The sequence below is a fragment of the Clostridium felsineum DSM 794 genome, from assembly GCF_002006355.2.
Lineage (GTDB): Bacteria > Bacillota > Clostridia > Clostridiales > Clostridiaceae > Clostridium_S > Clostridium_S felsineum.
In genome coordinates, this window is sequence record NZ_CP096980.1 from 701,064 (window position 1) to 726,840 (window position 25,777).

The window sequence follows — 25,777 nt, forward strand, 5'->3', positions numbered from 1 at the left end:
TCAAATAACCTCCTTAAATAAATCCTCAATAGATTTATTGTGTTGTTTTTTTAATTTTTCAACATTGTCATGAAGTAGTGCTCTTCCATCATTTACAAATATTACTTCATCAAATAATTTTTCAACATCATTTATTAGATGTGTGCTTATTAAAATAGAACTTTCTTTATCAAAATTATCTAAGATTATATTTATTATCTTTTCTCTTGTAGATGGATCTACTGCTGCAAGAGGTTCATCTAATACGAATAGCTTAGCCTTTCTTGCAAAAGTTAAAGCTATAGTTAATCTTTCTTGCATTCCTTTTGAAAGAGAACTAATTTTATCACCTATATTCAAATTCATAGATTTTATAATTTCATAGGCTTTATCTACTCGAAAATCATCGAAAGATTTATGAAAAAAGTTTACTGTTTCTTTTATTTTCATGTTTTCATATAAAAACTCTTTATCTGGAAGATATGCGACTATTTTTTTTGTAGCTACGCTTGGAGATTTTCCATCAATTTTAATTTCTCCAGAATCATAACTAAGTAATGATTCTATTATTTTTATTAAAGTGCTTTTTCCTGCACCATTTGGCCCTAAAAGTCCAACTATCTTTCCTTTTGGTATGTTGATATTTAATTTATTTAGTGCAATTTTTTTCCCATAATGTTTAGTAAGATCTTTACATTGTAGTATATATTCCATATACAATCCCTCCCATATATTCAAAATAAAGATTTAACATATAAAATATAACCCTATATCATTAAATTATCAAGGTCAATTATTTTATCATATTGATATAGAAATGTGGGAATATGTTGATTTTATCCTCAGCAGGATTACTTTTGATTTGGCGTATTGTGGAGTTGATATAGGAAACATATAAGAAATAAAAAGAAAAAAACTAGACTAGTATATTTAAAATAGGGGCAATAGAGCCCCCATTAGCAATTCCTTAAATCGAATTCAGGAATAAAGCTTTTAGAATTTGTTCCTGCATCTTGGATAAATCCGTTCTCAATACCAATAGATAAACTGTAATCAATAAGAGCATCATAGTGCTTTGGATTTAAAGGTTTATTTATTTCTGGATATATTTCAGCATTAAAAGTAGGTGTATATTGGTTCATAATACTTACATAAACTGAATTATGGAAGGTATTATATATGTAATCCATTATCTTTTTTGAATCAAACAGTAATCCTGGGAGCATAAGATGTCTTATAATAACACCTTTAGTAATAAGCCCGTCTTCATTAAAAACAGGTTTTCCTACCTGACTAAACATCGTGCCTATTGCATTTGTAGCAACCTTAAAGTAATTTGGTGCCTTTGAATATTTTACTGCATACTTATCATCAAAGTACTTTAAATCAGGCAGATATACATCTATATAACCGTCCAATAACTTAATAGTTTCTAAGCTTACATATCCATTTGAGTTATATAAAATAGGAAGAGTAAGACCATTTTTCTTGGCTAGCTTTATTGCTTCAATTATCTGGGGTACATAGTGTGTTGGAGTAACAAGATTTATATTGTTTGCACCTCTGGCTTGCTGCTCTAGAAATATTTCACTTAACCGTTCTATTGAAACCTCTTTTCCTACACCTTCAGAGCTAATCTTATGATTTTGACAAAATACGCATCTTAAAGTACAGTTTGAAAAAAATATAGTTCCAGAGCCCTTGGTGCCAGATATGCAAGGTTCCTCCCAAGCATGAAGAGAAACTCTTGCAATTTTTACTTTATCACTAGATAAGCAAAAGCCTTTTTTGCCCTCTAATCTATTTATACCACATTCTCGTGGGCATAGTTTACAATTCTTTAGTGAATCCATTTATAAAAAACACTTCCCTTTAATGTTTTAGATAGAAATAAGTACATTGTATCATAAATATTATACCTATACATCCAAAAGCAGGGTAGAGGTAGGTTATTAAATTTTTAAAACCTACTTGAGAAACAGGCAAAACAATTATTAGTATTATAATTAGGGATTTAAAGTAAGAAAACTTAAATAAACTTTCTAAGCTTTTAGCTATGCTGTAAATATCAGAGACAGCAGTGGACAGCATTTCACACCATATAATTAAGAGTAAGGCAATTTGAATAACCTTACTAAAACCACTTGCTACATAAAGAAGAGGTATTTCATACTTAAATATATATGGAATGTTTGAAATAAGTAAAAAATTTATCATACCAGAAATTATAGTAAGGATAATAGAACCAAGGCATACTCCTAAAAATAGGTTTCTAAGGCTAAAATCACGTTCAGAACTAAGAGGAACAAGTACACCAGAGCAGCATAATATGTTAAAGCCTCCATATAATAAACTTGATAGAAGCCAGGAACCTTTTTTTAGAGGAAGAGGGTTGTACAAAAATGTTTTGTAAGAAAAAAGATAAAGCGAAAAAATAGTAACTATTACTACAATAAGTAAGGGCACTATAAGGGAATTAACCTTAATCAGACCCTCTGTATTTTTTAAAGTTATTATTATTGATATAACTATCATAAGCAGAATTCCAATCCACTTTGGGAGATTGAAGTATTGGTTAAGAAGAGAGCCACTACCAGCAAGTATTATAGAACAACTCATAACCATAAAAAAACTTGTAAGGAGATTTATTACCTTTCCAAGTATACCAGGGCTTACAATTGAAATTATATCATTATAAGAATGCAGCTTGAATTTCTTTCCTAAAGTTAGTATTACAAACCCAATCATTATGTATATAATAGTACATAAGGCTAAGCCAAAGAAGCTATTGTATCCATATGAGGAGAAAAACTGAAATATTTCTTGACCTGAGGCTAGTCCAGCACCTACGATGGTACCTATAAAGACATTTGCAATAAGCAATATTATTTTTAAATTTTTTATCATAAAAATCCTCCATATTATTTTTAGGTATATATAAATATATAATTCGAAATAATTTATTTATTACTTTTTTAAAAAAATAATGACTATGTTTATGAAAATTGAGCAAACTATAATGAGCAAATGATATATTGGGGGAATTATTTATGAAAAGATTCTTCAGCTATATTTGTATTTTGTTAATTACATTTAGTATGATAGGATGCAGTAAAAATGAGAAATTAACCAATATAAATGAATTTCAAATTAATAAGGCGGTAAAAACAATTAATGGGTACATGGCAGCCTATATGAAAAATGACTTTCAAGGTATGCAAAAGTTTTATACCGAAGAGCTTAAAAAGAAAGGTACAGGTCAGATGCAACCATCTTTTAAGATATCATCTTATAAAATTTTAGATACTACTGAAATGGGCAAAACTGCAAATGTGAGATTAAATATAATAAGCTCAGACAAAAGTTCGCCTTATGTAGGTGTAGATACAACTATTTTTAAAATAAAAAAGGTTAAGGGTAAATACCTAATAGATAAAATATCTGCTACCGCAGGAAAAGAAGTATTTCAGTATAGGAATAACTTAATGGTTAAAATCAAGGATGAAGCGAAAAGTAATATATTGATAAATCTAGTAGGAGTTCCTGAATATTGTTTTTCTAAGAGCGATGAGTTAGAGCTTGATAAAATTAAGGTATCAAAGGATGGTTTTAGTTTTTTAAGTGCTTATAATGACGGTAATACAGCTATTATATCTACCTCAGGAGCTAATCCACTTATTGGATCTTGTGAGATACAGGACTTAGAGCAGCTGGAAGGGCAAAATCAATCTCAAAATCAAAGTGACCAAAGTTTAAATGATGAAACCCAGCCTTTTAAAGTAGCAGCTAAATCAATTAAAGTTATTGATGCATATAAAAATGCGCAGATAATGGGTCTAATGGCATCTAATGATGATGAGATTATAGCTGTTCAATATAATACAAACAAAACTATGAGAATAAAAATGTATGAAGCTCAATCAGGAGACCTTGTATCAAAGCAAGTCGATAGCAAGTTTCCAGATAATAAATTTAATTTGAATCTAATAAGATTTAATGAAAAGTACCTTATTTTTGAAAGTACCCCTAAAAATCCAAAAGATACTACCTCTAAAGATAAGTCAGGAAAATGGATTTGGAATTTAAAAAGCCATAAGGTTAGTAAGTATGCAGGAGAAAGTTGACAGCAAATAGGTAGAAGAGTAAAATAAATCGTGTAACGATAATATCGTTACACGATTTATTTTTGGAGGCAACTATGAATAAACAAGAAAAAGTTGAAAACATAATAAAATATAGAAAAGAAATAAACGTGTTAATACATGAAAGATATCACAGTTTATCAAAGAAGTATGGACTTAGTCTTGAACAGTTTCATCTTCTTATAGAATTAGAGGAGCTTATGCTAGAGGTAGAAGATAAATTAATAGCACCTACAGTTGGAGATATAGCAAAGAATATAAAAAACTCTCCCAATACAGTTTCTGAAAGGATAACAAGGCTTGAGAATAAAGGACTTGTAAAAAGAGTAAGGGATGGAAAAGATAAAAGGATAAGTAGAGTATTTCTAACAGATGAAGGTGAAAAACTTATAGAGAAAATGGACAAAGAGGCAAGTGTAAAGTTTTTATTTGATTCCTTATCTAAAATGGGGGAAGAAGATTTAAATAACTTATTTAAAGGCTTAAGTATATTGATAGATAAAATGAAAGGGTAAAACTTAAGGGAGGGAAAAGGATGAATTTTTATAAGATAAATTCATATATTGAGGATTTATATAAAGAAAGAGAGACAATAACCAGAAAAGAATTTATAAATAATACAAAGTTAAAAGACTTTATTCCTGTAATAGATGATGATTCAGCAAGGTTTTTAAGGGTTATAATTAAAATATTAAAACCTAAAAGAATACTTGAAATAGGAACAAGTATAGGATACTCTACTACAGTTATGGCACAAATGGTAAAAGAATATGGTGGAAAAATAGTAACAGTAGAGTATGATGAAAAGGCAGCAAAGGCTGCAAAGGAAAACTTTATTAAAGCAGGGATAGATGAAAATGTAGAGTTAAAGTTTGGAGACGCTTTAGAAATACTGCCAAGTCTTAATGAAAAATTCGATTTAGTATTTCAAGATGTAGATAAAAAATTATACCTACTGTTATTAAATGACTGTGTTAGGTTATTAAAAAAGGGGGGAATTTTAATAGCAGACGATACATTATTTCCAGTAATAGATTTGGATAAAAAGTGGGAAAATCAAATAAAACCAATAGATGAGTTTAATAAACTTGTTAGTAGTAAAGAAGAACTTGAAAGTACTCTCTTACCTATAGGAGATGGAATAATGGTAGCAGTAAAAAACTAAGATAATGAGGTGCATTAGGTTGAATTTCAATAAAAACGAAAACATAAAAAAAGTTTGGGGGGATAAACCCTATTATAGTTTGAATTATTTTTTAAGAGAAAAATTTAATGAGAAGGTATTTAAAATATCACTAGATGCAGGGTTTTCATGTCCGAATAGAGATGGAACTATAAGTCGTGGTGGCTGCGTGTTTTGTAGTGAAAGAGGTTCTGGAGATTTTGCGGGTAATAGAAAGTTTTCAATATCAGCTCAATTTGAAGATATAAAGGATATGATGAAGCATAAATGGAAAAATGGTAAGTATATAGCTTATTTTCAAGCATACACAAACACATATGCAGCTATTAATGTTCTTAGGGAAAAGTATAGTGAAGCTATAAATAGAGAAGGTGTGGTTGGACTTGCTATTGCAACTAGACCGGATTGTTTAAGTGAAGAGGTTTTAGATTTAATAGAAGAATTCAGTAAGAAAATTTATGTGTGGGTAGAACTAGGTTTTCAAACCGCTAATGATGAGATAGCAAAGCTTATAAATAGAGGTTATGATAAAAAAGTTTTCGATGCAGCAGTTAATAAACTTAGAGAAAGAAAAATAGATGTGGTTGTGCATACAATATTTGGATTGCCAAAAGAAAATACTGAAGATATGCTTACTACTATAGATTATGTAGCACATAAGGATATTCAAGGAATAAAGATACATTTGCTACATTTAATGAAAGGAACACCGCTTGAGAAGTTTTATAATAATGGAAAACTGAAATTTATGGATGAAAATGAGTATGTAGAAACAGTGTGCAAAGCTATAACTATGCTGCCAGACAATATTGTAATTCATAGGCTTACAGGAGATGCGCCTAGAGATTTGCTTATAGGACCAAAATGGAGTCTTAAGAAGTGGGAAATTTTAAATGCTATTGATAATACTATGAGAAAAAATGGATTGTACCAAGGTTTGTACTTTTCTACAAATAAATAGCAATAAATTTGTGGAATTAATGTATGGATAAAAGCTTTCCTATAAATTACAATATATCTATAATTAAGATTTCAATTTAGGGGGAGTTAAAATGGCGGATTTATCTTTAAAGCATATATATAAAATTTACGATGGGGAAGTTACAGCTGTTAAAGATTTTAATCTTGATATTGCGGATAAGGAATTTATTGTATTTGTAGGACCTTCTGGTTGTGGTAAATCAACTACGCTCAGAATGATAGCAGGACTTGAGGAAATAACTAAAGGAGAATTGTCTATAGGAGGAAGAGTAGTTAACGAGGTTTCGCCTAAGGATAGGGATATAGCTATGGTATTTCAAAACTATGCATTGTATCCTCATATGACAGTTTATGAAAATATGGCTTTTGGATTAAAACTTAGAAAAACTCCAAAGGATGTTATAAATGAAAAGGTTAAAAAAGCAGCAGAAATTCTAGATATAGCTCATTTGCTTGATAGAAAACCAAAGGCATTATCAGGAGGACAAAGGCAAAGAGTTGCTATGGGAAGAGCTATAGTAAGAGAGCCAAAGGTGTTTCTTATGGATGAGCCATTATCTAACTTAGATGCAAAGCTTAGAGTGCAAATGAGAACAGAAATAGCCAAGCTTCATAAAAACCTACAGAATACTTTTATATATGTTACTCATGATCAAACAGAGGCTATGACTTTAGGAACAAGAATAGTTGTAATGAAGGATGGAGTTATTAAGCAAGTAGATACTCCACAAAATATATATGAAAAACCAAAAAACTTATTTGTTGCAGGTTTTATTGGAAGTCCACAAATGAATTTTGTTGATTCAAAGGTAAGTGAAAATAATGGAAAAGTTGTGGTATATATAGATAATGATGAAATTCCAGTGCCAGAGGATTTTGGGAAGATACTAAAGGATAAAGGATATATTGGTAAGAATGTTACTGTAGGCATAAGACCTGAAAATATGGATGATGATGCTGAATTTATTGAAAAGCATAAAGAGGCAGTAATTGAAGCTAAGGTAGAGGTTACTGAATTAATGGGTGCTGAAACATATATATATTTATCAAAGGGAAATGCTAGCTTTACAGTAAGAGTTGATGGAGCATCAAGAGCAAAGGCAGGAGACAAGATAAAGATTGGAATAGATACTAGTAAGCTTCACGTGTTTGATAAAGAAACAGAGGAAACTGTATTTTAAAAAGAGGTAAATATGAAAGAGTTAAAAGCATTTCTACGTGAACTTGAGGATAGGTCAGGTATAGAATTTAAGATTGCAACTGAAAATGGCGAACTTATATATAAGAGTGATTCCTATAGGCAAAATACTAATACTACTTATCACTCATTTGTGCTATCGAATAATAAATTTGTATTAAGTATAAATAAAGAGTTTCAGTCTTGTATAAAATTGCTCCTTTATTCTATTGAGAATAAGTATAATGAGATAAGTTTATTAAGATATAAAGACATTGAGAAGCTTATTGAAGGAAAAAACTCAGAGGTTAAAAAAGCAAAGATAGAAATGATTAAAAAGGACTCTGTGCTTTTTCTTATAAGGCTTAATTCTAATGTATATGATGCTCTTAATGTAATAAATCAAATGTATACTAGCAGCGATATTATAAAAATGGTTTATAAATCTGATATTATAGTACTTGGAGAGTTTGAAGATGTACATGAACATGCGGTTAGTATAAGGGAAGCTATTATATCAAATTTATTTTGTAGCTGTATAGTTAGCTTTAGTGAAATTTCAAGAGAAAACTTTGATTTAGAGAGCGCTTACAAGAGGGCAAGGGAATGCTTAGTGTTATGTGAAAACTTCTCCATTAAAGAAGAGGTAATTGATTATAATAAGTTGTTTTTAGAAAAGATAACTTATTATATGAACAAGGAATTAAAAGAAGAGATACTCAATAGAGTTAAAAATAAATTTGATGAACTTGATATGGAAATGTTAAATACTATTGATAAGTTTGTTGAAAATGGACTTAATATCAGTAACACTGCTAAAAAACTATATATTCATAGAAATACGCTTATATATAGATTGGATAAATTAAAAAAAGAGACTGGTTTTGATATAAAGGATTTTAAGGAAGCAGCTGTGTTTTTTATAGCTTTTTTAATTTGGAAGGAAAATAAATAAAAATAAAAAACCTTACATTTGTAATAAAAATATAATAAATTTTTTATTATATTATAAAAAAATTCAAATGTAAGGTCTTTTTGTGCAAATTTTAGGAATAAAAATACATTAATTACATTAGTTTATTTTACTATATTAAAAAAATATAGTAAAATGTACGGAGCGATAGATAACCCTATATTAATAGTGTTTTGTATTGGTATTTTAAATTATCATTAATTAAATGAAAGGAGACGAGATATGAAATATTGTCAAAAGTGTGGAACTGAGATGGAGGATGGCGATCTATTTTGTGGAAACTGTGGAGCTAAACAGCCTGAGGTTTCTGAGGGAGCTGGGACTAATAAAGTAGGAGAAAAAATTCAAAACATTAATTTGGATTTTAAGGGAATATTTACGAGATTAGTAAATGTATTTATAAAGCCTGTAAGCGGTGCAAAGGACTTTATTAAAAACACCTCAAGAAATGAGACTATTTTTACAACAGTAGTATTGTTAGTTATCTCTACAATATTAGGTTTATGGAGAGTTCAACAAATACTATCAGTAGTAAAAAGTACCATAAGCAAAGCCAGTGGATATTTAGGTGGACTTTTTAGTCTATTTGGAGGAACTGGTATGTCCAAGTATGGTGATGGAGAACAAGTTTTACATTTACCATATGGAATGATTTTTCTTGAAAATATTCTTGTTTTTATAGTTATAGTAGCAGTTTTATTTGGAATTTTATATCTATCAATAAATATCGTAAATAAAAATAAGGTAAATATTTTAACTATCTATAACACTGCAATTATATTTGTAGTACCGTTTTTATATTTTAAGTTAATATCTATAATAGTATCTTATGTATCTAGTTATGCAGGATTATTTGTGGAATTAATAGGAATCATTATATCGATAATAACACTTTGTTTAGTACTTAAGGATATTTTTGAAATTGATAATGATAAAGCAGTGATTGTAACAGTGATTGCATCAATAATTGTCATAATTATATCAATACTATGCTTAAGATATTTTGCTGGAACAACTGTTAAGAGTATTTTTCAATCAATTACAGATGGTTCAAAATTAAATTTATAATTTGTACTATCAGAGGCTCATTGAAAAAATTCCCTATAATTTTTATTTTATGGGGAAGTTTTTTTATAAGTAATTAATTTTAAAACTAAGGAGGAAAAGATGCTCATGAAGTTTTGCACTAAATGCGGACATGAATTAAAAGAAAATCATAAAGTTTGTCCCAAATGCGGAAATAGAGTACAAATAGAAGAAAATACTTTAAATGAGTTTAACTTTCAAGAAGAAAATATATTAGAACATAAGATTGAAGTTGAAGAAGTGGATGCTAAACCGGAACATAAGAAAGGTATTTCTAAAGTGAAAATTATAATTGCTTGTGTTGTAGCTATAGTTTTTATGTTAGTTGGAGTACTTAGCTATGTTTACATAAGGCTGTCTGATCCAGTAAATACTGTAGAGGCTTTTAAGAAAGCTGTTAATGAAAGGGATACGTCAAAAATAAAAAATATAGTAGAGTGTTCCGATAGTAGTGTAAAAATAGATGATGATAGTGCAAAGGTAATTATCAAATATTTTAATAAGAATGATAACTATTTTGATTCTACTATAAGTGAACTTGATAGTGAAGCCAATAACATAAAACATAATAGCTATAGTTTAACTGAAAAGGCATATGATTACACTATGGAGAAGAAGGAAAATAAGTTTCTAGTTTTACCTAGTTACAAGATAGTAGTAAAACCATCTTATATTACAGTTAAAACTAAAATAAAAGGAACAGATATATATATTAATAATAAAAAAGTTGGAACTAGTTCCTCAGATAATTCTTCTAAAAAGTATGGACCTTATGTAGTGGGGGAATACGAAGTAAAAGGAAATTATAAGGGTAAGTATGCAGATTCAAAGGAAACAAAAACAGTTAATACAGTCAAGGCTGATAAAAATAAGTCAGATGTAACTATACTTAAAAATTTAACATATGTAAAAGTTGTTTCTGATAATCAAGATGGAGAAGTTTTTATAAATGATAAGGATACAGGTAAAAAGGTAAAAGACATTGACACTATTGGACCTATTGATGATAAGTGTAAAATATATGGAGTTATTAAAAAGGACGGAAAAACAATAAAGAGTAAAGTAGAAGATGGAAAATATTATATGGGATTGACAAAGCCAGAAGTTGATTTAGAGTTCTTTAACAGTGAATATCCTATAGGTTCAAATGAAAGAAAAGTAGCCTCTATGATTAGAATGTATATATCAAGTTTTTGTGAAGCTGTAAACAAGAATAATTTTTCCTTTGTTCAAGAATATCTTTATCCAGATAGTGATCTATATAAACAACAAGTAGCATATATACCAGATGCTTATAATAAAAAAATAATTGAAGTTGAGTTAAGATGCGATATTATATCCTGCACATTTAATCCTGATGGTAAAACAGGTACTGTAATTACTCATGAGGTATATGATATAGACAATAATGGAAAAGACGATGGAAAAAAAGAGTTCGATTATAAGTATACTTTTAAATATAATGATGCAACAAGCACTTACCAATTAACAAATATAGAAAACGCAAAATAGCTTTTTAAGTTCAGGGGGAGGATTAATTGTGCCATTTTGTAATGAATGCGGTGAAAAATTAAAAGAAAAACAACAGATTTGCTTAAAATGTGGATATAATAATAGAAATGCTAATAAACCAAAAAGTAAAAATGAGTTAATTTTGAGGGAAGCCATGACTCCTAAGAAGACAGCAGCGCTCACAATAGTTTTAGTGTTTGTTTTTTTGGTGGGAGTAGGAATTTATTATGCTCAAAGAGAATCCAATCCATTAAAGACAGTGGCAGCATTTAAAAAAGCGGTTAATGAAAAAGATAATTCTAAAATAAAAGACTTAATAGAAGAGGATAGTTCAGTAAAAGTAAATGATAAGAGTATAGATAAGGTTGTAAAATATTTTGAGAATAATCCTGATTATAGAAGCAAAGTATTGAATGAGTTAGATCAAGAAGCAGCTAAACTGTACGAAGCTAAGGTGGATTCTATAAATTCTACTAATACTTTTAGGGTGAAAAGAGTAGGAAATAAATTTTTGGTTTTTCCTAAATATAAAATAGTTGTAAATAGAGTTTATATAGAGGTTAAAACTAAAGTAAAAGGGGCAGACATATATATTAATGACGAAAAAGTTGGAACTAGTACAAGTAAGAATTTTTCAAAAGAGTATGGCCCTTATATAGCAGATGATTATAAAGTAGAAATGGTTTATAGCGATAAATTTGAGAAATTAAGTGAGTCACAAAATATTGATATGTTAAAAAGTTTAAAGAATAGAGCTACAGTTGAACTTATGACAAAAGTAAGATATGTATCTATAAAAAGTGATGAAAAAGATGCGGAACTTTTTATAGATAATAAAGACACGGGAAAAAAAGTTAAGGATGTAAATTATAAAATACCAATAAAAAGTAGTACAAAAATATATGGAGTTATTCAACAGGACGGAAATAAATTGCAGGCTTCAGCAGATAATAATTCTAAAGATAATGAAATAAATTTGAATTTTTCTGATGCCAAAGCTAAGATACAGGATAAAGAGAATGAAATAAGGAATTTAGTGCAAACATATGTAGCTGCATTTTGTTATGCCGTTAATAATAATAATATTTCTTATGTTCAGCAGTATATATATCCTAATAGTCCTCTATATAAGGTGGAGATAAATTCTATACCTAATATGTACAAGCAAAGGTTAAAGGAAAGTAATGCAGGTCTTAATATTACGTCTATTAAAATTGATGATAATACTAATTCAGGAAGTGTAACAACTCACGAAGTTTATAATGTAAACGACAATGGAAATAATATTCAAAAGACATTTGATTACAAATATAGTTTTAAGTATAATGATCAGATACATAAATATCAATTAACAAGTATAGAAAATTCAAAGTAAATGTATGTAAGTTTTAGTTCTCTATAAAAGTAGAAAATAAATTCTATTTTTATGGAGAATTTTTATTTAATTGATTTATGGTGATAAAATATAAAGTATGATATAGATATAACGCACTAAAATTTTTCAGCTGAAGAGGTTCTATATGAGAAGTTTTTTATAAAAAATGTAATAAAATTTATGCGTTATATAGCTTAAAAAATATAAGAGGTGAAAAAAGTGAAAATAGACTTAATAATATCTGCTGAGGATATAAAAAAGGCCAAGGTTTATAAAAAAACTGCTGTTGTAATAGATATGCTTAGGGCAACCTCTGTTATAACAACAGCGATAGCTAATGGATGTGAAAAGGTAATACCAGTTTTAACAATAGAAGAAGCATTAAAAACACGTAAAGAATATGATAAGAAGGCTATTTTAGGGGGAGAGAGAAAAGGGTTAAAAATAGAAGGCTTTGATTTCTCTAATTCGCCTATAGAATACAGTAAAGAGGTTATAGGTGGCAAAACATTAATTATGACAACAACTAATGGAACAAGGGCTATACGAGGTTCTGAAGGTGCTAAGGATATAATTATAGGTTCTGTTCTTAATGCAGAGGCGGTAGCAAATAGAATTATAGAATTGAATAACGATGTTGCAATAGTTAATGCAGGAACTTATGGGGAATTTTCAATTGATGATTTTATTTGTAGTGGGTATATAATAAGTTGTGTTAAGAATAAAATGAAGGTAGAACTTACAGATGCCGCGAAAACAGCTTATTACGTTTATAAAAAAAATGAGGATATAGAAAGCTTTGTTAAATATGCGAAACACTATGAAAGAATAATGGAATTGGGGTTAGAAGAAGACTTTAAGTATTGCTGCAGGAAAAGCACATTAAAAGTAGTACCTCAGTTTATTAATGGTGAAATTTTATAAGATGTAAATATTTATAAAGTATAATTCATATATTAATATTGAATAGATATTTAAAGAGGTATTACCTTTGATTATAATACTTTTTGTTTTAATATTTTTAGGTATTGGAATATATTTTATAGTTGACCTTATGAATAAAGAAGAAAAACAGAAAAGACATATAATGGTTTTGACTAGGCAGAATAATAAATTAAAAAAAGTCATAAAGGAATATGAGAATAAAAATAAAGGAAATTATAAAGAAGAAATTATTATTAAATATATGCCAGTTAAGAGTAAAAGTGGTGTAGTTAATAAGAAATCAGTTCTTTATATTGCTCCAATTCATGATTCTCAAATATTAGGGGATATACAAAGTGGAAGTAATATAAAGATAATCGATAGTGGAAAAATACAAAACGAATTATGGTATGAAGTAATACTAGATTTAAATAGGGATACAAATAATAAAGGCTGGATACCGAGTTCGGATTTAATTTTAGATGAGGATATTATAGAACCTAAATAAAGCAAAGGCATATTAATGAGTATGCCTTTGCTTTATTAGTTATTATGCTATAATCTCGTCGTAAGAAACAATAAATTTATCTGCCTTACTTTTAATATCAAGTATACTTTTTATGGAAGATTCATCATGAACAGCTACAACAGTCATTCCAGCCTTTTTAGCAGATATTACAGCTGGTAAAATATCTTCAAAAACAACACATTCCTGTGGTAATACGCCTAATCTTTTAGCTGCTAGAAGGTAGACATCAGGAAAACTTTTATCCCTTTCTACTTCATCTGTAGTTGTAATTGAATCAAATAAATTATAGATGCCAAGTGGTTTTAATGCCGTTTCCACAAGCAGCTTACAATTACTTGTTGCTAGACCTATTCTTATATTTTTATTTTTTAAATATAAGAGATATTCTCTAGCATGCGGTTTTAAGTTTATATCATTAGCATAATGTTTATATGCCATTTGAGTCCAGTCATCAGTTATTTTTTTTATTGAATCTTTTAAATTAAATCTTTTCTTGAAGTATTTAGCTGTATCATAGAAACTTAGATGTTCAATTGCATCTTTTAAATCATCAGGGAAGGGGAGGTTTCTTTCTTTTAAATATTCTACATCGATTGCTTGCCAAATCCACATGGAATCTACAAGAGTACCATCCATATCAAAAATGGCTGCTTTTATTTTATCAGTCATATGCAATCACCTCACGATTAAAACTAATCAAAGATAAAATTCGATTAATTCTTTAATAAGTTATTTTATATAAGTATATCATGAAATGTGAGGTTATAGGCAGATGAAATTTTGTTAAAATCTCCTTTCAAAAATATCTACTTTAGAAGAGTCACCAAAATCTTTAATAGAGTTAATACCTATCCTACTCAGAATATCTTTCATACAGGGGCTATCCAAAGATATTTTAATATCAGAACTTTCAGCTGTCATATCAACATTTTTTCTCCCTAAGTCTGTATCGATTATAGCTTTTGGACCACCAACACATCCACCATTGCAGCCCATTCCTTCTAAAAAGTTAGCTTCAATTTTTCCAGTTTGAACTTTATTAAGTATGTCTTTGCAGTCTTTAACTCCATCAGCCTTTGTGGCTTTAAATAAATTATGTTTACTTGGAAAAATTCTTTTTACAGCTTCATCCACAGAAGTTGAAACACCACCAGTTCGAGCATAAAGTCTCCCTTCTCTTGATGCATAGCTTGTTGTATGGGTTTCAGAAAGTTTTTCGGGAGATATGTCTAGAACTTCAAATATTCCTTTTAATTCCTCAAAGGTAAGAACAAAGTCTATTGCGTCACTTATGTCCTCACTTTTAGCTTCTGCTTTCTTTGCTATGCATGGGCCTATAAAAACTACTTTGCAATTTGGATTTAGTTTTTTTATAACTCTTCCTGAGGCAATCATTGGAGATACTGAAGGCGATACATGTTTAGCTAAATTACCGTAAATTTTTCGTATCATAGAAACCCACATTGGACAGCAACAAGAAGTTATCATTAAATCATCCTTTGAATTTACAAGTTCATTAAATTCAAAAGCTTCTTTTATAGTAAGCATATCAGCAAAAAAAGCCACTTCAACCATATCGGCAAAGCCTACTTTTTTTAAAGCGGTTCTCAGTCTTTCTAGAGAAACATTTTCACCAAATTGACCAGCAATGGCAGGTGCTACTGTAGCTATTACTTTCTCATTATTTTTAAAGAGATTTAATAGTGGCAAGAATTCTATTTTGTCAAGGAAAGAACCAGAAGGACAAGAGGTTATACAGTTTCCACAATCAATGCATAAATTTTTTTCTATGTGTGAATTTTGGCCTTCTTTATCAATTAAAATAGCATCAAAGGGACAGGATTTTTGGCAAGGAGTAGCTCCTTCGATGCTATTGCAAGAGGCATCGCACTCTTTTATTTTTTCTACTATGCTGTCAGTATATTTATAATTTGAAATTGCTTCTTTTAATTCTTTTATGTAAGTTTCAGTATCTTTAAAATTAATACTAACGCCGCATAGGGAGGATATGATTTTTGAAAGCTCATGCTTATCTACATCTTCGTCTGAAAGTATATGGTATACAAAGGAATCAAAAGTATTGTTGTAGTAGGAATCTGCTAGTGATTTAAAAAGTTCTACATACTTATTATTCATATAAAAAACCCCCATAAAATCAAGTTATACAATATATGTTAACCTGATTTTGTGGGGTTTATACAATTTCTTTTATATAAAAAAATATTGTAAAACTATTTTGTTTTGCAATACTTTATAATTAAATTTTATTTAAGTGGATTAGCAGGGTTTTGGTTATTTGTATTAGTAAATACGGTGTCTTCTGGTAAATTATCAAACTCTATATTATATTGAAAACCTGCTGGATTTAATGGATTACCTATAGGAGAAGCAGCATAGTTCATGATTGCACCCTCTAATTCAATAATAATGGAGCTCCAATTTTTTATACTTGGTATTGGTATAGAAGTAGTATTTGATATTGAAAAAGCCTTAGAATTTATTGATTGCCAAGTGTATGGTGAGGTTTCGAAGAATGATTCTGCTTGATTAAATTTTCCGAAATAAAAAGTTTCAGTATATGGGTAATCAGGATCAGGCGTGGTTTCTATATAAGGTAATATATAGACGTTTGCCATACAAGCATTATCCGCAACTGCCTGCATAGAGATGTTTATTATAGTTTCGGTTGTTAGTGGTGTGGGAAAGGTTAGGGTACAGCGTCTATAAAAATAAGCAATCTCACCTGATTGAATCAAAAATGGACTTGTTGAAGGTAAATACCATAAATACTTAGGCAAATCCAAATCTCCTATAGTAGGAGTGGTGCTTGGATTTATATTAGCCCAACCACTGTATGGATTATCTAAAGCTACTACAGTGTTATTTGGAAGGTATGGAGTGTCACTACCTGAATTTTTAAATAAGGTTGTTCCTGGAAGACTTGCTATACGAGCTAAAGCCATTGTTAATCAACTCCTAATCTAATATATTTTAGTCAATGTTTTTTTTGCCAATATATTATATGAATTGATCAATAAATGCGTACAATGAATTTTGATAAAGCTGCAATATAAGGAATAAAATTGAAATGATTAGTGTGACGAAACTTTACTTTATGACGCTATGGACTAAAGTATGCCAGTGTCGACTACTCTACAACTTACAAATTAATTTTAAATAAAAAAAAACCCATTCAGGTTTTTTGGTCGGGGTGACAGGGATTGAACCTGCGACCTCATGGTCCCAAACCACGCGCGCTCCCATCTGCGCCACACCCCGTAAGCATGTACTATTATATAACATAAAAAAGAAAAAAGCAATAGTTTTCCTATTGTTTTTTTCTTTTTATATAAAATACTATAAAAGCAAATTTGTATTTTTATATTCTATTATCTTTTTTATCTCCATCTTCAACCCCTCGTGTAGGTACCAAGGATATTACAAATCCTATGAAAATAGATACTAGGGCTGGAGCTACTATATTTAAATAGGAAACGAATCTTGTTCTATACATTACATATGCTGCAATACCAGTTATAGCAAGAGAAACTGCAAAAATATATATTACAAATTTCCCAAAAGAATCTATAAATTTTTCGTATATTCTATGTCTTGTAGGACCGCTTATAGTGCTTCTGAATATGAAATAAGCGGCAAAGATTATTACAATATCAAGTGCTGATGAAAATAAAAAATTAAACATGATAGCCTCCTTCAAGTATATATTGTTTTGAATATATTTTTCCCTATAATATTAAATTTAAACGAAAAAGAAAAAAATATCGGAGGATAAAAAATAAGTCACACAAATTAATTTTGGATTTTAATCAATTTGTGTGCCTTATGAAAAATTTATTTATTTAAGAACATTTCACCAATCTTGAAAACATCACCAGCGCCTACAGTTAATAGAAGATCACCATCTTTTAAATTATCTTGAAGGTAATTAACTATAGCCTCAAAACTATGAAGGTTTGAGCATTTTACATTATTTTTATTAATTGCATCTGAAAGCTTTAATGAACTTACAACACCTGTGTCTTTCTCTCTTGCAGCATATATATCAGCAAGGATTAGTTCATCTACATTAGAGAAACAAGCAGCAAACTCATCAAATAAGCTTAAAGTTCTTGAATAGGTATGTGGTTGAAATACGCAATAGATTTTATTATGAGGATAATTTTTAGCAGCATCTAAAGTTGCTTTTATTTCAGTTGGGTGATGTGCATAGTCGTCTATTACAGTAATTCCGTTTTTTGTTCCCTTAAGTTCAAATCGTCTATGAGTACCTTTGAAACTCTTTAAACCATCTATTATAGATTTATTACTCATTTTAAGAGTTAAGGCTGATGCTATTGCGGAAAGTGCATTTAAAATATTATGTTTTCCAGGAACATTAAGTTCAATATGAAATAAAAATTCATTAGTCTTGTATACATCAAAAGAACCAAAGCCATTTGCGTTGAATTTTACGTTTTTAGCTCTTATATCACCATTATCTATTCCAAAGGATACTACATTACAATTTGCATGTGAAGCAACTCTAATAGCTCTTATGTCGTCAGCATTTGTTATTAAGTATCCATCCGTTGGAATCAAATTAGCAAATTTCATGAAGGTATTTTCTATGTCATCTATGTCCTTATAAAAATCAAGATGGTCAGCATCTATATTTAATATTATTCCGATATAAGGATAGAATTCTAAGAATGAAGCTTTATATTCGCAGGCTTCAGTTATAAAATAATCGCTTTTTCCTGCAAGTACATTTCCATGTATAATATCTAAATTTCCACCAACTAATATTGTAGGATCAACATTTTCAGTTAAAGCTATATGAGAAATCATGGATGTAGTAGTCGTTTTTCCGTGCGTTCCGGAGATTGCAACATTGTATTTATGTCCTTTCATTATAGAACCTAAAAATTCAGCACGTGTCATTAAGGATATATTAGCCTGTTTTGCATAAGCTAGTTCAGGGTTATCTTCTGGAATAGCGGCAGTATATACTACTATGTCTACATTTTTTATATTAGCTGAATCATGGCTTATATATATTTCAGCACCATTTTTTTTCAGTTTATCTATCATTGGTGAGTTATGCATATCTGAACCTGAAACCTTATAACCACGCTCGAGTAGGATTTCAGCAAGACCACTCATACTAACTCCACCAATACCAATAAAGTGTATTTTTTTACCTATATCATTTTTGAGATCAAAAGACATAAAAATTCAACTCCTAACAAAAATAAGTCTTTTACAGAGAAATACTAATATATAATTTGAGAATATTATCATCTAATATATAATTAATTTTATTTCTCTATATTTTATGCATAATATTTAATTAAAAAACTAAATACTCGCTGTTTCATTCTCCATTATACTATATATTATGATTTTATAAAGAACAGATATTGAAAAGTTGTAACTAAAGTTTTAAAAACTATTGCTTAAGGGTATAAATAAGAATAAAATAAAAATAATAGGATTTTTTAATAAAGTTGAGGGAAAATAAAAAAATATATTGAATTTTAAATTTAACTCTACTTCAAGATGATTAAAAAATTAGTTTTAAAATAATAGAATAGGTGATGGAATGGAGAAGTTCAGCAGAAATCAAAGGGTTTCGGCTATAACTAAAACTTTGATTGAATGTCCAAACAAAGTTATAAATTTAAATTATTTTACTGAATTATTTAATGCAGCCAAATCAACAATAAGTGAAGATCTTGTAATAGTAAGAGATCTTATGGATAAACTAGGATATGGAAAAGTTGAAACTATAGCAGGTGCATCTGGTGGGGTAAAGTATAGTTTTTCAATATCTGAAGAAAAAATTAATATGTTTGTGAAAAAACTATGTTTGATTTTACAAGAAAAGGATAGAATAATACCAGGGAACTTTATTTATATGACAGATATAATGTGTAATCCTGAAATATTACATGTGGCAGGATTGACATTAGCGTCAAAGTTTGTAGGGTTAGATGTAGATTATGTAGTGACTGTTGAAACTAAAGGAATACCTCTTGCGTATGAAGTTGCAAGATTACTTGGTAAGCAGCTTGTTATTGTAAGAAGAGATGCTAAAGTTACAGAAGGCGCTACAGTTACTATAAATTATGTTACAGGTTCCTTAAAAAGAATTCAAAGTATGTCATTATCTAGAAAGTGTATGAATAAAGGTAGTAAATGCATTTTTATAGATGATTTTATGAAAGCTGGAGGAACAGCACTTGGTATAATAGATCTTTTAAAGGAATTTGAAAGTGAACTTTTAGGAATAGGAGTTCTTGTGGATAATACAGAAAATCCTGAAAAGGTAGTACATGATTATCACTCTATATTGGATTTTAAAGGAATAGATAATGATGGTTCTGCTATTGTTGTACCTTCAATTTGTTAAAAAATAATACAAAATTCAAAAAAATTAATAATTTTTTTCAATTTTAGAAGGATTATTATAAAATATAAAGAATATAAAGAATAGATATAATTTTATTCTAAAATGTGAGCATCTTTGGAGGTGTATTGTATGCAAATTACAGATGTAAGAATAAGGAAAATAACATCAGAAGGGAAAATGAAAGCTATAGTATCAGTAACTTTTGATAATGAATTTGTTGTTCATGATATAAAAGTTATTGAAGGACAAAACGGCTTATTTATTGCTATGCCTAGTAGGAAGACACCAGATGGTGAGTTTAAGGATATAGCTCATCCAATAAATACAGCTACAAGAGAAAAAATTCAAAGTGCTATATTGGCAGAATATGAAAAAGTAAAAAATGAAGAAGAAACAAAAACAGAGACAGAAACAGAGGAATAAATAAAAAGGAGTTAATTAGCTCCTTTTTATTTTGCGTAAACGATAAATAGAATTCCCATTTGAAATATATACTAAACTAAAAATGAATTAAGAATATTGAAATTGTAACTTTAATAAAATATAATAAAATAAGGCTAAATGACTATCTTTTAGGTTATTTGTGTCTTAAATTAGATAGTTAATTATGCAAAAGGAAGGGAGTTGAAAAGCGTTACTCTATTAAATATTGTTTAGAATAACGCATTTGATTATGTATAAGTGTGCTTTGATATTAGCAGCAGGTAAAGGCAAAAGAATGAAATCAGATTTACCAAAGGTCCTTCATAAGGTATGTGATAAAGAAATGGTAAATCACGTTATAGATACCATGAGAAAATCAGAAATTGAAAATGTTAATGTTATTATAGGAAAAGGAGCAGAGTTAGTAAAGGAAGCTACATCAAATAAGAATGTGAGTTATTCTATGCAGGAGGAACAATTAGGTACAGGACATGCAGTTAAATGTGCCAAAGATTTCCTTGAAGGTAAAGATGGAGTTGTAGCTATTTTTACTGGTGATGCTCCTTTAATAACAGAAGCTACAGTTAAGAATTTAATTGATTTTCACCAAAAAGGAGATTACAAAGCATCTATTATTACAGCTGTTATAGATAATCCAGAAGGATATGGAAGAATAATAAGAAATGAAGATAGTTCTGTAAAGAAAATAGTAGAACATAAAGACTGCACAGTAGACGAATTAAAGGTTAATGAAATAAATTCAGGAATGTATTGTTTTGATATAAAAAGTTTACTTAAAAGTCTCGATAAAATAGATAATAATAATGCTCAAGGAGAATATTATTTGCCTGATGTTATAGGTATTTTTAAAGAAGAAGGTTTAAAAATAGGTGCTATGGCAGTTCCTTTTGATGAAATTTTAGGTGTTAATTCAAGAGTTCAACTTTCTGTAGTTAGTAAAGTAATGCAGAGAAGAATAAATGAAAAACATATGGAAAATGGAACTACATTAATTGATTCTGATAGTACTTATATAGGTGCTGATGTTGTTATAGAAAGTGATACCATAATATATCCTGGAAATGTTCTTCAAGGAGAGACTGTTATTAAAACAGGATGCATACTTTATCCAAATTCAAGAATTCAAGATAGTGTAATTGGAAAAAATGTTACAGTGCAGAGTTCAGTAATACTTGAAAGTACTGTTGGGGATGATACGACAGTTGGACCATTTGCATATATAAGGCCGGAAAGTAAAATAGGAAATAAAGCTAGAATTGGAGATTTTGTTGAGATAAAGAAGTCTACCATTGGAGATAATACAAAGGTTTCTCACTTAACTTATATAGGAGATGCTGAAGTTGGCGAAGGTTGTAATTTCGGATGTGGTACAGTAGTAGTAAATTATGATGGTAAAGCTAAACACAAGACTGTTATAGGAAATAAATCCTTTATAGGATGTAATACCAATTTAGTTTCACCTGTAAAAGTTGAAGATAATACTTATATAGCAGCAGGTTCAACTATAACTAATACAGTGCCAGAAGGATCACTTGCAATTGCAAGGGCAAAACAAGTAGTAAAAGAAGGATGGGTTGATAAAAAAGGATTACTAAAATAATTAGGAGGCCTAAAAATAAATGATAAATCACGGTAAGAAGGTAAAGATATTTACGGGGAACTCATATCCTAAATTAGCTGAGGAAATAGCCGATATAATCGGAGTTAAAGTTGGTGACTCAAATGTAGGCAAGTTTAGTAATGGAGAAACAGCTGTTGATATAAATGAGACAGTTAGAGGTACGGATTTATTTTTAATTCAAACTTTATGTGAACCAGTTAATGATAGTGTAATGGAACTATTGATTATGCTTGATGCTTTTAAGAGAGCTTCAGCGGGCAGAATAACTGCTGTTATTCCACATTACGCTTATGCTAGGCAAGATAGAAAAGCAAAAGCACGACAGCCTATTACGGCAAAATTAATGGCAGATTTAATACATACAGCAGGTGCAGATAGAGTGCTTACAATGGATCTTCATGCACCGCAAATACAAGGTTTTTTTGATATACCTGTGGATCACCTAGAAGGAGTACCTATATTAGTTAAATATTTTAAAAAGCAAAATTTAAATAAAGACGACATAATAGTAGTTTCACCAGATATAGGTGGAGTTAAGAGAGCTAGAAAATTTGCAGAAAAGCTTCATTCGCCAATAGCTATAATTGATAAAAGAAGACCTAGACCGAACGTTTCTGAAGTTATGAGTATTATTGGTGATGTAAAAGACAAGAGGGCTATATTGGTGGATGATATGATTGACACAGCAGGTTCAATTGTAAATGCAGCTGAGGCTCTAATCAAGATGGGGGCAAAGGAAGTTTCTGCTTGTTGTACACATGGAGTTATATCTGGACCAGCTATAGAAAGATTAGAAAAGTCACCTTTGAAGGAAGTAGTTATATTAAATACTATTCCAATTGAAGGAGATAAAAAAATAGATAAGATAAAAGTTTTATCAGTAGCGCCATTGTTTGCTGAGGCTATAAGAAGAATATATGAAGACATGCCAGTAAGTAAAATATTTCAAGAAGAATAGATAAAAAAGAGTGCTTAAAACTATTATAAGATAGTTTTAAAGCACTTTTTTATAATATAATAATCAATTTATTAAAATAACTTGTATTAAAGGGAAGATGTATTAGTTAACAATTTGTAACAATAGTGATTAAGTTAAAAAAATGTGTTAAATTATTATATATAAGTATTATTTAAAAATATTATAAATACAATTAATTTTGATATAGATTTGAAGTTTAAGTTTCATTAGGAAAATAAAAATGTTTGGTTTACATTTAATATATAGGAGGATTATTATGGACAGTTCATTAGCTAAGGTTTTAATAGTAGATGATGATGAAAATATATGTGAAGTAATAAAGTTATATCTTGAAAGTAGTGGGTATGCTACAAAAATATCCAATGATGGGAAAAGTGCAGAGAGTGCGTTTGTAGAATATAAACCTGATATTGTACTGCTAGATATAATGCTTCCACAAGAAGATGGTATTGATGTTTTAAAATGGATAAGAAAAGCAGATAATACACCAGTTATAATGCTTACAGCTAAGGGTGAAACTTTTGATAAGGTTTTAACTTTGGAGCTAGGAGCTGATGATTACATAGTCAAACCTTTTGAGCCAAAAGAATTAGTTGCAAGAGTTAAAGCTGTTTTAAGAAGAGCTAATTCAGAAAATGTATCAAGCCAAGTGTTAAATTTTAATGGTCTGAGAATTGACATGGGTTCATATACAGTAATATACAACGATGAAGATGTAAAAATGCCACCAAAAGAATTTGAGCTTCTTTATTATCTTGCTAATAATAAAAATAAAGTTTTTACACGTGAACAACTTCTTTGTGAAGTATGGGGATATGACTATCCTGGAGATTCAAGAACGGTAGATGTTCATGTAAAAAGACTTAGAGAAAAACTCCATGAAGGTAATGGATGGGATATTCAAACTGTTTGGGGTGTTGGATATAAATTTGAGGTGAAATAAATGAGAAAGGGAATTTTCTCAAAAATGATAGCAGCATATACGGGGATTATTGCAATAAGTTTCGTTATTACTTCAGCTGTATTATCATTTTGGTTTCAAAATTTTTATTTTTCCCAAAAAAGAAGTCAAATCACAACGGAAGCCAAATATGTTCAGGCGGTAGCATTTCAATACATAGAAGGAAATATGTCTGTACAAAGAGTTAATCAAACACTGAAAGAAGTTATGGCATATATAAATACAGATATAAAAGCCGATATAGTTGTTATGGATATGTATGGATATGTTTATGCGGTTTCCAATCCCAAGTATGATTATTTAGTTGGGACACAGGTTAACACAAAGGATTTAAATGAAATTTCTAAAAATCAAGAAGCTATAGAAAAGACTGTTGATCACAGTGATGTGTTCAAGAAAGCTGTTAGACTATATGAAATACCTATGGTTTATAACAATTCTTTTGAAGGGGTTATAATGATAGCTACTCCAGCAGCAGATGTAAAACATTCTGTTAATAGAGTATATCAAATAATATGGATTTCAGCTATACTTGCAATAATTTGTGCGTGCATTATAATATATTATTTTTCACAAAGAATAATAATAAGTCCATTAAAGAAAATAAATGATGTTGCAAGAAAAATAGCTAAGGGTGAGGTTGAAAAAAGAGTTACAATTGAATCTAATGATGAGATAGGGGAACTTGGCGAGTCTTTCAATTTCATGGCTGATGCTATTGAAAAAGCAGAGAATAACAGAAGAGAATTTATATCAAATGTATCGCACGAAATACGTTCACCAATAACATCAATAAAAGGATTTATAGGTGGTATGCTTGACGGTGTAATTCCGAGAGAAAAAGAAAAATATTATTTATCACTTACGTATGATGAAATAAATAGGCTTACTAGATTGGTTAATGATTTACTAGACCTATCATCTATAGAGGCCGGTCATTTAAAATTAAATTTGTCAAAAATTAATATAAATGAAATGATAAGGTTCACTGTTATTAAATTTGAAACTAAAATTAAAGAGAAAAACTTAAAGGTAGATGTTTGTTTTGATAATAATGAATTGTATGTAATGGCAGACAAAGATAGGATGAGCCAAGTAGTTACTAATTTAATCGATAATGCTGTTAAATATGTATATAATGATGGTGAAATAAAAATAAGTACTAAAGAAAAATACAACAAAGCATATATATCAATATATAATAATGGACCTCAAATCCCTGAAGGAGATTTTAATCATATTTGGGACAGATTTTATAAATCTGATAAAGCTAGAACTACAAAAATGAGTACAGGACTTGGACTTCCAATAGTGAGAAGTATACTTACAGAACATGGTCAAGATATAAATGTAGAAAATAAAAAGGAAGGTGGAGTACAGTTTACCTTTACCTTGAAAATAGTCAAATAGGACGTGAAATCAATTTATCGAATTTATTACATTTTATTCACAGTTAATTAAACAATTAACTATATAATATTAGAGAAAACAATATGATG

General features: G+C 29.4%; 25 protein-coding genes and 1 tRNA gene. 17 read left to right on the forward strand and 9 right to left on the reverse strand.

Annotated features, from left to right (window positions below):
• From CLFE_RS03250 to CLFE_RS03260, 3 genes are all read right to left on the reverse strand, one after another.
• Entirely contained in the window at positions 1–693 is a 693-nt protein-coding gene (locus CLFE_RS03250; RefSeq protein WP_077893381.1) for an ABC transporter ATP-binding protein, read from the reverse strand.
• A 242-nt stretch (positions 694–935) separates the two neighbouring features.
• Entirely contained in the window at positions 936–1,832 is an 897-nt protein-coding gene (locus CLFE_RS03255; protein ID WP_077893382.1) for a radical SAM protein, read from the reverse strand.
• A 19-nt stretch (positions 1,833–1,851) separates the two neighbouring features.
• Positions 1,852–2,886: a YkvI family membrane protein gene (locus CLFE_RS03260; protein WP_169850937.1), complete on the reverse strand. Its 1,035-nt coding sequence runs from the start codon at positions 2,884–2,886 to the stop codon at positions 1,852–1,854.
• Positions 2,887–3,029: 143 nt separating this feature from the next.
• On the opposite strand from CLFE_RS03260, the gene CLFE_RS03265 reads away from it, so the two are divergent.
• From CLFE_RS03265 to CLFE_RS03315, 11 genes are all read left to right on the forward strand, one after another.
• Entirely contained in the window at positions 3,030–4,103 is a 1,074-nt protein-coding gene (locus CLFE_RS03265) for a hypothetical protein (protein ID WP_077893384.1), read from the forward strand.
• Between the two features lie 74 nt (positions 4,104–4,177).
• Positions 4,178–4,636, forward strand: a complete 459-nt coding sequence (locus CLFE_RS03270) for a MarR family winged helix-turn-helix transcriptional regulator (RefSeq protein WP_077851159.1) — start codon at positions 4,178–4,180, stop codon at positions 4,634–4,636.
• A 20-nt stretch (positions 4,637–4,656) separates the two neighbouring features.
• Positions 4,657–5,286 (forward strand): O-methyltransferase, encoded by a 630-nt coding sequence (locus tag CLFE_RS03275; RefSeq protein ID WP_077893385.1) that lies wholly within the window; start codon positions 4,657–4,659, stop codon positions 5,284–5,286.
• Between the two features lie 43 nt (positions 5,287–5,329).
• Positions 5,330–6,265 (forward strand): tRNA modification radical SAM protein MnmL/YtqA, encoded by a 936-nt coding sequence (mnmL, locus tag CLFE_RS03280; RefSeq protein WP_169850939.1) that lies wholly within the window; start codon positions 5,330–5,332, stop codon positions 6,263–6,265.
• 91 nt (positions 6,266–6,356) lie between these two features.
• Complete coding sequence (locus CLFE_RS03285) at positions 6,357–7,466, forward strand: ABC transporter ATP-binding protein (protein WP_077893387.1); 1,110 nt, start codon at positions 6,357–6,359, stop codon at positions 7,464–7,466.
• A gap of 12 nt (positions 7,467–7,478) precedes the next feature.
• Positions 7,479–8,417, forward strand: a complete 939-nt coding sequence (locus CLFE_RS03290; protein WP_077835712.1) for a PucR family transcriptional regulator — start codon at positions 7,479–7,481, stop codon at positions 8,415–8,417.
• Between the two features lie 240 nt (positions 8,418–8,657).
• Positions 8,658–9,503 carry a zinc ribbon domain-containing protein gene (locus tag CLFE_RS03295; protein ID WP_077893388.1) on the forward strand — a complete coding sequence of 282 codons (846 nt, stop codon included), beginning with the start codon at positions 8,658–8,660 and terminating at the stop codon, positions 9,501–9,503.
• Positions 9,504–9,608: 105 nt separating this feature from the next.
• The gene (locus CLFE_RS03300; RefSeq protein WP_077893410.1) at positions 9,609–11,033 is read left to right on the forward strand and encodes a zinc ribbon domain-containing protein; all 1,425 of its coding nucleotides are present in this window, start codon (positions 9,609–9,611) and stop codon (positions 11,031–11,033) included.
• Between the two features lie 28 nt (positions 11,034–11,061).
• Positions 11,062–12,408 (forward strand): zinc ribbon domain-containing protein, encoded by a 1,347-nt coding sequence (locus tag CLFE_RS03305; protein WP_077893389.1) that lies wholly within the window; start codon positions 11,062–11,064, stop codon positions 12,406–12,408.
• A 219-nt stretch (positions 12,409–12,627) separates the two neighbouring features.
• Positions 12,628–13,332, forward strand: a complete 705-nt coding sequence (locus CLFE_RS03310) for a 2-phosphosulfolactate phosphatase family protein (protein WP_077835715.1) — start codon at positions 12,628–12,630, stop codon at positions 13,330–13,332.
• A gap of 67 nt (positions 13,333–13,399) precedes the next feature.
• Positions 13,400–13,840, forward strand: coding sequence for a hypothetical protein (locus CLFE_RS03315; protein ID WP_242950919.1), 441 nt, complete (start codon positions 13,400–13,402; stop codon positions 13,838–13,840).
• Positions 13,841–13,882: 42 nt separating this feature from the next.
• Here the strand turns inward: CLFE_RS03315 and CLFE_RS03320 are convergent, their stop codons facing one another.
• The 6 genes from CLFE_RS03320 to murC all read right to left on the reverse strand — a co-directional run bounded on the left by CLFE_RS03320 (position 13,883) and on the right by murC (position 19,090).
• Complete coding sequence (locus CLFE_RS03320; protein WP_077835716.1) at positions 13,883–14,530, reverse strand: HAD family hydrolase; 648 nt, start codon at positions 14,528–14,530, stop codon at positions 13,883–13,885.
• 114 nt (positions 14,531–14,644) lie between these two features.
• A complete protein-coding gene (locus tag CLFE_RS03325) occupies positions 14,645–15,997 on the reverse strand; it encodes a [Fe-Fe] hydrogenase large subunit C-terminal domain-containing protein (RefSeq protein ID WP_077893390.1) in 1,353 nt (450 codons plus the stop codon).
• Between the two features lie 128 nt (positions 15,998–16,125).
• Complete coding sequence (locus CLFE_RS03330) at positions 16,126–16,824, reverse strand: hypothetical protein (RefSeq protein ID WP_077893391.1); 699 nt, start codon at positions 16,822–16,824, stop codon at positions 16,126–16,128.
• A gap of 240 nt (positions 16,825–17,064) precedes the next feature.
• Positions 17,065–17,140, reverse strand: a tRNA-Pro gene (locus CLFE_RS03335).
• A gap of 100 nt (positions 17,141–17,240) precedes the next feature.
• Positions 17,241–17,564, reverse strand: a complete 324-nt coding sequence (locus tag CLFE_RS03340; protein ID WP_077835477.1) for a hypothetical protein — start codon at positions 17,562–17,564, stop codon at positions 17,241–17,243.
• Positions 17,565–17,713: 149 nt separating this feature from the next.
• A complete protein-coding gene (murC, locus tag CLFE_RS03345; RefSeq protein ID WP_077893392.1) occupies positions 17,714–19,090 on the reverse strand; it encodes a UDP-N-acetylmuramate--L-alanine ligase in 1,377 nt (458 codons plus the stop codon).
• A 373-nt stretch (positions 19,091–19,463) separates the two neighbouring features.
• Here murC and purR point away from each other — a divergent pair, with 373 nt between their 5' ends.
• From purR to CLFE_RS03375, 6 genes are all read left to right on the forward strand, one after another.
• Positions 19,464–20,273 carry a pur operon repressor gene (gene purR / locus CLFE_RS03350; protein ID WP_077835479.1) on the forward strand — a complete coding sequence of 270 codons (810 nt, stop codon included), beginning with the start codon at positions 19,464–19,466 and terminating at the stop codon, positions 20,271–20,273.
• Between the two features lie 129 nt (positions 20,274–20,402).
• Entirely contained in the window at positions 20,403–20,696 is a 294-nt protein-coding gene (spoVG, locus tag CLFE_RS03355; RefSeq protein WP_077835480.1) for a septation regulator SpoVG, read from the forward strand.
• A gap of 250 nt (positions 20,697–20,946) precedes the next feature.
• The gene (gene glmU / locus CLFE_RS03360) at positions 20,947–22,317 is read left to right on the forward strand and encodes a bifunctional UDP-N-acetylglucosamine diphosphorylase/glucosamine-1-phosphate N-acetyltransferase GlmU (RefSeq protein ID WP_077893411.1); all 1,371 of its coding nucleotides are present in this window, start codon (positions 20,947–20,949) and stop codon (positions 22,315–22,317) included.
• Between the two features lie 19 nt (positions 22,318–22,336).
• Complete coding sequence (locus CLFE_RS03365; RefSeq protein ID WP_077835481.1) at positions 22,337–23,296, forward strand: ribose-phosphate diphosphokinase; 960 nt, start codon at positions 22,337–22,339, stop codon at positions 23,294–23,296.
• Between the two features lie 277 nt (positions 23,297–23,573).
• Positions 23,574–24,260 carry a response regulator transcription factor gene (locus CLFE_RS03370; RefSeq protein WP_077835482.1) on the forward strand — a complete coding sequence of 229 codons (687 nt, stop codon included), beginning with the start codon at positions 23,574–23,576 and terminating at the stop codon, positions 24,258–24,260.
• The gene (locus CLFE_RS03375) at positions 24,261–25,688 is read left to right on the forward strand and encodes a sensor histidine kinase (protein ID WP_077835483.1); all 1,428 of its coding nucleotides are present in this window, start codon (positions 24,261–24,263) and stop codon (positions 25,686–25,688) included.
• Positions 25,689–25,777 lie beyond the last annotated feature (89 nt).

Coding starts and splice junctions, on each gene's coding strand:
- CLFE_RS03250 (WP_077893381.1), bottom strand. CDS start 693: ATGGAATATATACTACAATGTAAAGATCTTACTAAACATTATGGGAAA.
- CLFE_RS03255 (WP_077893382.1), bottom strand. CDS start 1,832: ATGGATTCACTAAAGAATTGTAAACTATGCCCACGAGAATGTGGTATA.
- CLFE_RS03260 (WP_169850937.1), bottom strand. CDS start 2,886: ATGATAAAAAATTTAAAAATAATATTGCTTATTGCAAATGTCTTTATA.
- CLFE_RS03265 (WP_077893384.1), top strand. CDS start 3,030: ATGAAAAGATTCTTCAGCTATATTTGTATTTTGTTAATTACATTTAGT.
- CLFE_RS03270 (WP_077851159.1), top strand. CDS start 4,178: ATGAATAAACAAGAAAAAGTTGAAAACATAATAAAATATAGAAAAGAA.
- CLFE_RS03275 (WP_077893385.1), top strand. CDS start 4,657: ATGAATTTTTATAAGATAAATTCATATATTGAGGATTTATATAAAGAA.
- CLFE_RS03285 (WP_077893387.1), top strand. CDS start 6,357: ATGGCGGATTTATCTTTAAAGCATATATATAAAATTTACGATGGGGAA.
- CLFE_RS03290 (WP_077835712.1), top strand. CDS start 7,479: ATGAAAGAGTTAAAAGCATTTCTACGTGAACTTGAGGATAGGTCAGGT.
- CLFE_RS03295 (WP_077893388.1), top strand. CDS start 8,658: ATGAAATATTGTCAAAAGTGTGGAACTGAGATGGAGGATGGCGATCTA.
- CLFE_RS03300 (WP_077893410.1), top strand. CDS start 9,609: ATGAAGTTTTGCACTAAATGCGGACATGAATTAAAAGAAAATCATAAA.
- CLFE_RS03320 (WP_077835716.1), bottom strand. CDS start 14,530: ATGACTGATAAAATAAAAGCAGCCATTTTTGATATGGATGGTACTCTT.
- CLFE_RS03325 (WP_077893390.1), bottom strand. CDS start 15,997: ATGAATAATAAGTATGTAGAACTTTTTAAATCACTAGCAGATTCCTAC.
- CLFE_RS03330 (WP_077893391.1), bottom strand. CDS start 16,824: ATGGCTTTAGCTCGTATAGCAAGTCTTCCAGGAACAACCTTATTTAAA.
- CLFE_RS03340 (WP_077835477.1), bottom strand. CDS start 17,564: ATGTTTAATTTTTTATTTTCATCAGCACTTGATATTGTAATAATCTTT.
- murC (WP_077893392.1), bottom strand. CDS start 19,090: ATGTCTTTTGATCTCAAAAATGATATAGGTAAAAAAATACACTTTATT.
- purR (WP_077835479.1), top strand. CDS start 19,464: ATGGAGAAGTTCAGCAGAAATCAAAGGGTTTCGGCTATAACTAAAACT.
- spoVG (WP_077835480.1), top strand. CDS start 20,403: ATGCAAATTACAGATGTAAGAATAAGGAAAATAACATCAGAAGGGAAA.
- glmU (WP_077893411.1), top strand. CDS start 20,947: ATGTATAAGTGTGCTTTGATATTAGCAGCAGGTAAAGGCAAAAGAATG.
- CLFE_RS03365 (WP_077835481.1), top strand. CDS start 22,337: ATGATAAATCACGGTAAGAAGGTAAAGATATTTACGGGGAACTCATAT.
- CLFE_RS03370 (WP_077835482.1), top strand. CDS start 23,574: ATGGACAGTTCATTAGCTAAGGTTTTAATAGTAGATGATGATGAAAAT.
- CLFE_RS03375 (WP_077835483.1), top strand. CDS start 24,261: ATGAGAAAGGGAATTTTCTCAAAAATGATAGCAGCATATACGGGGATT.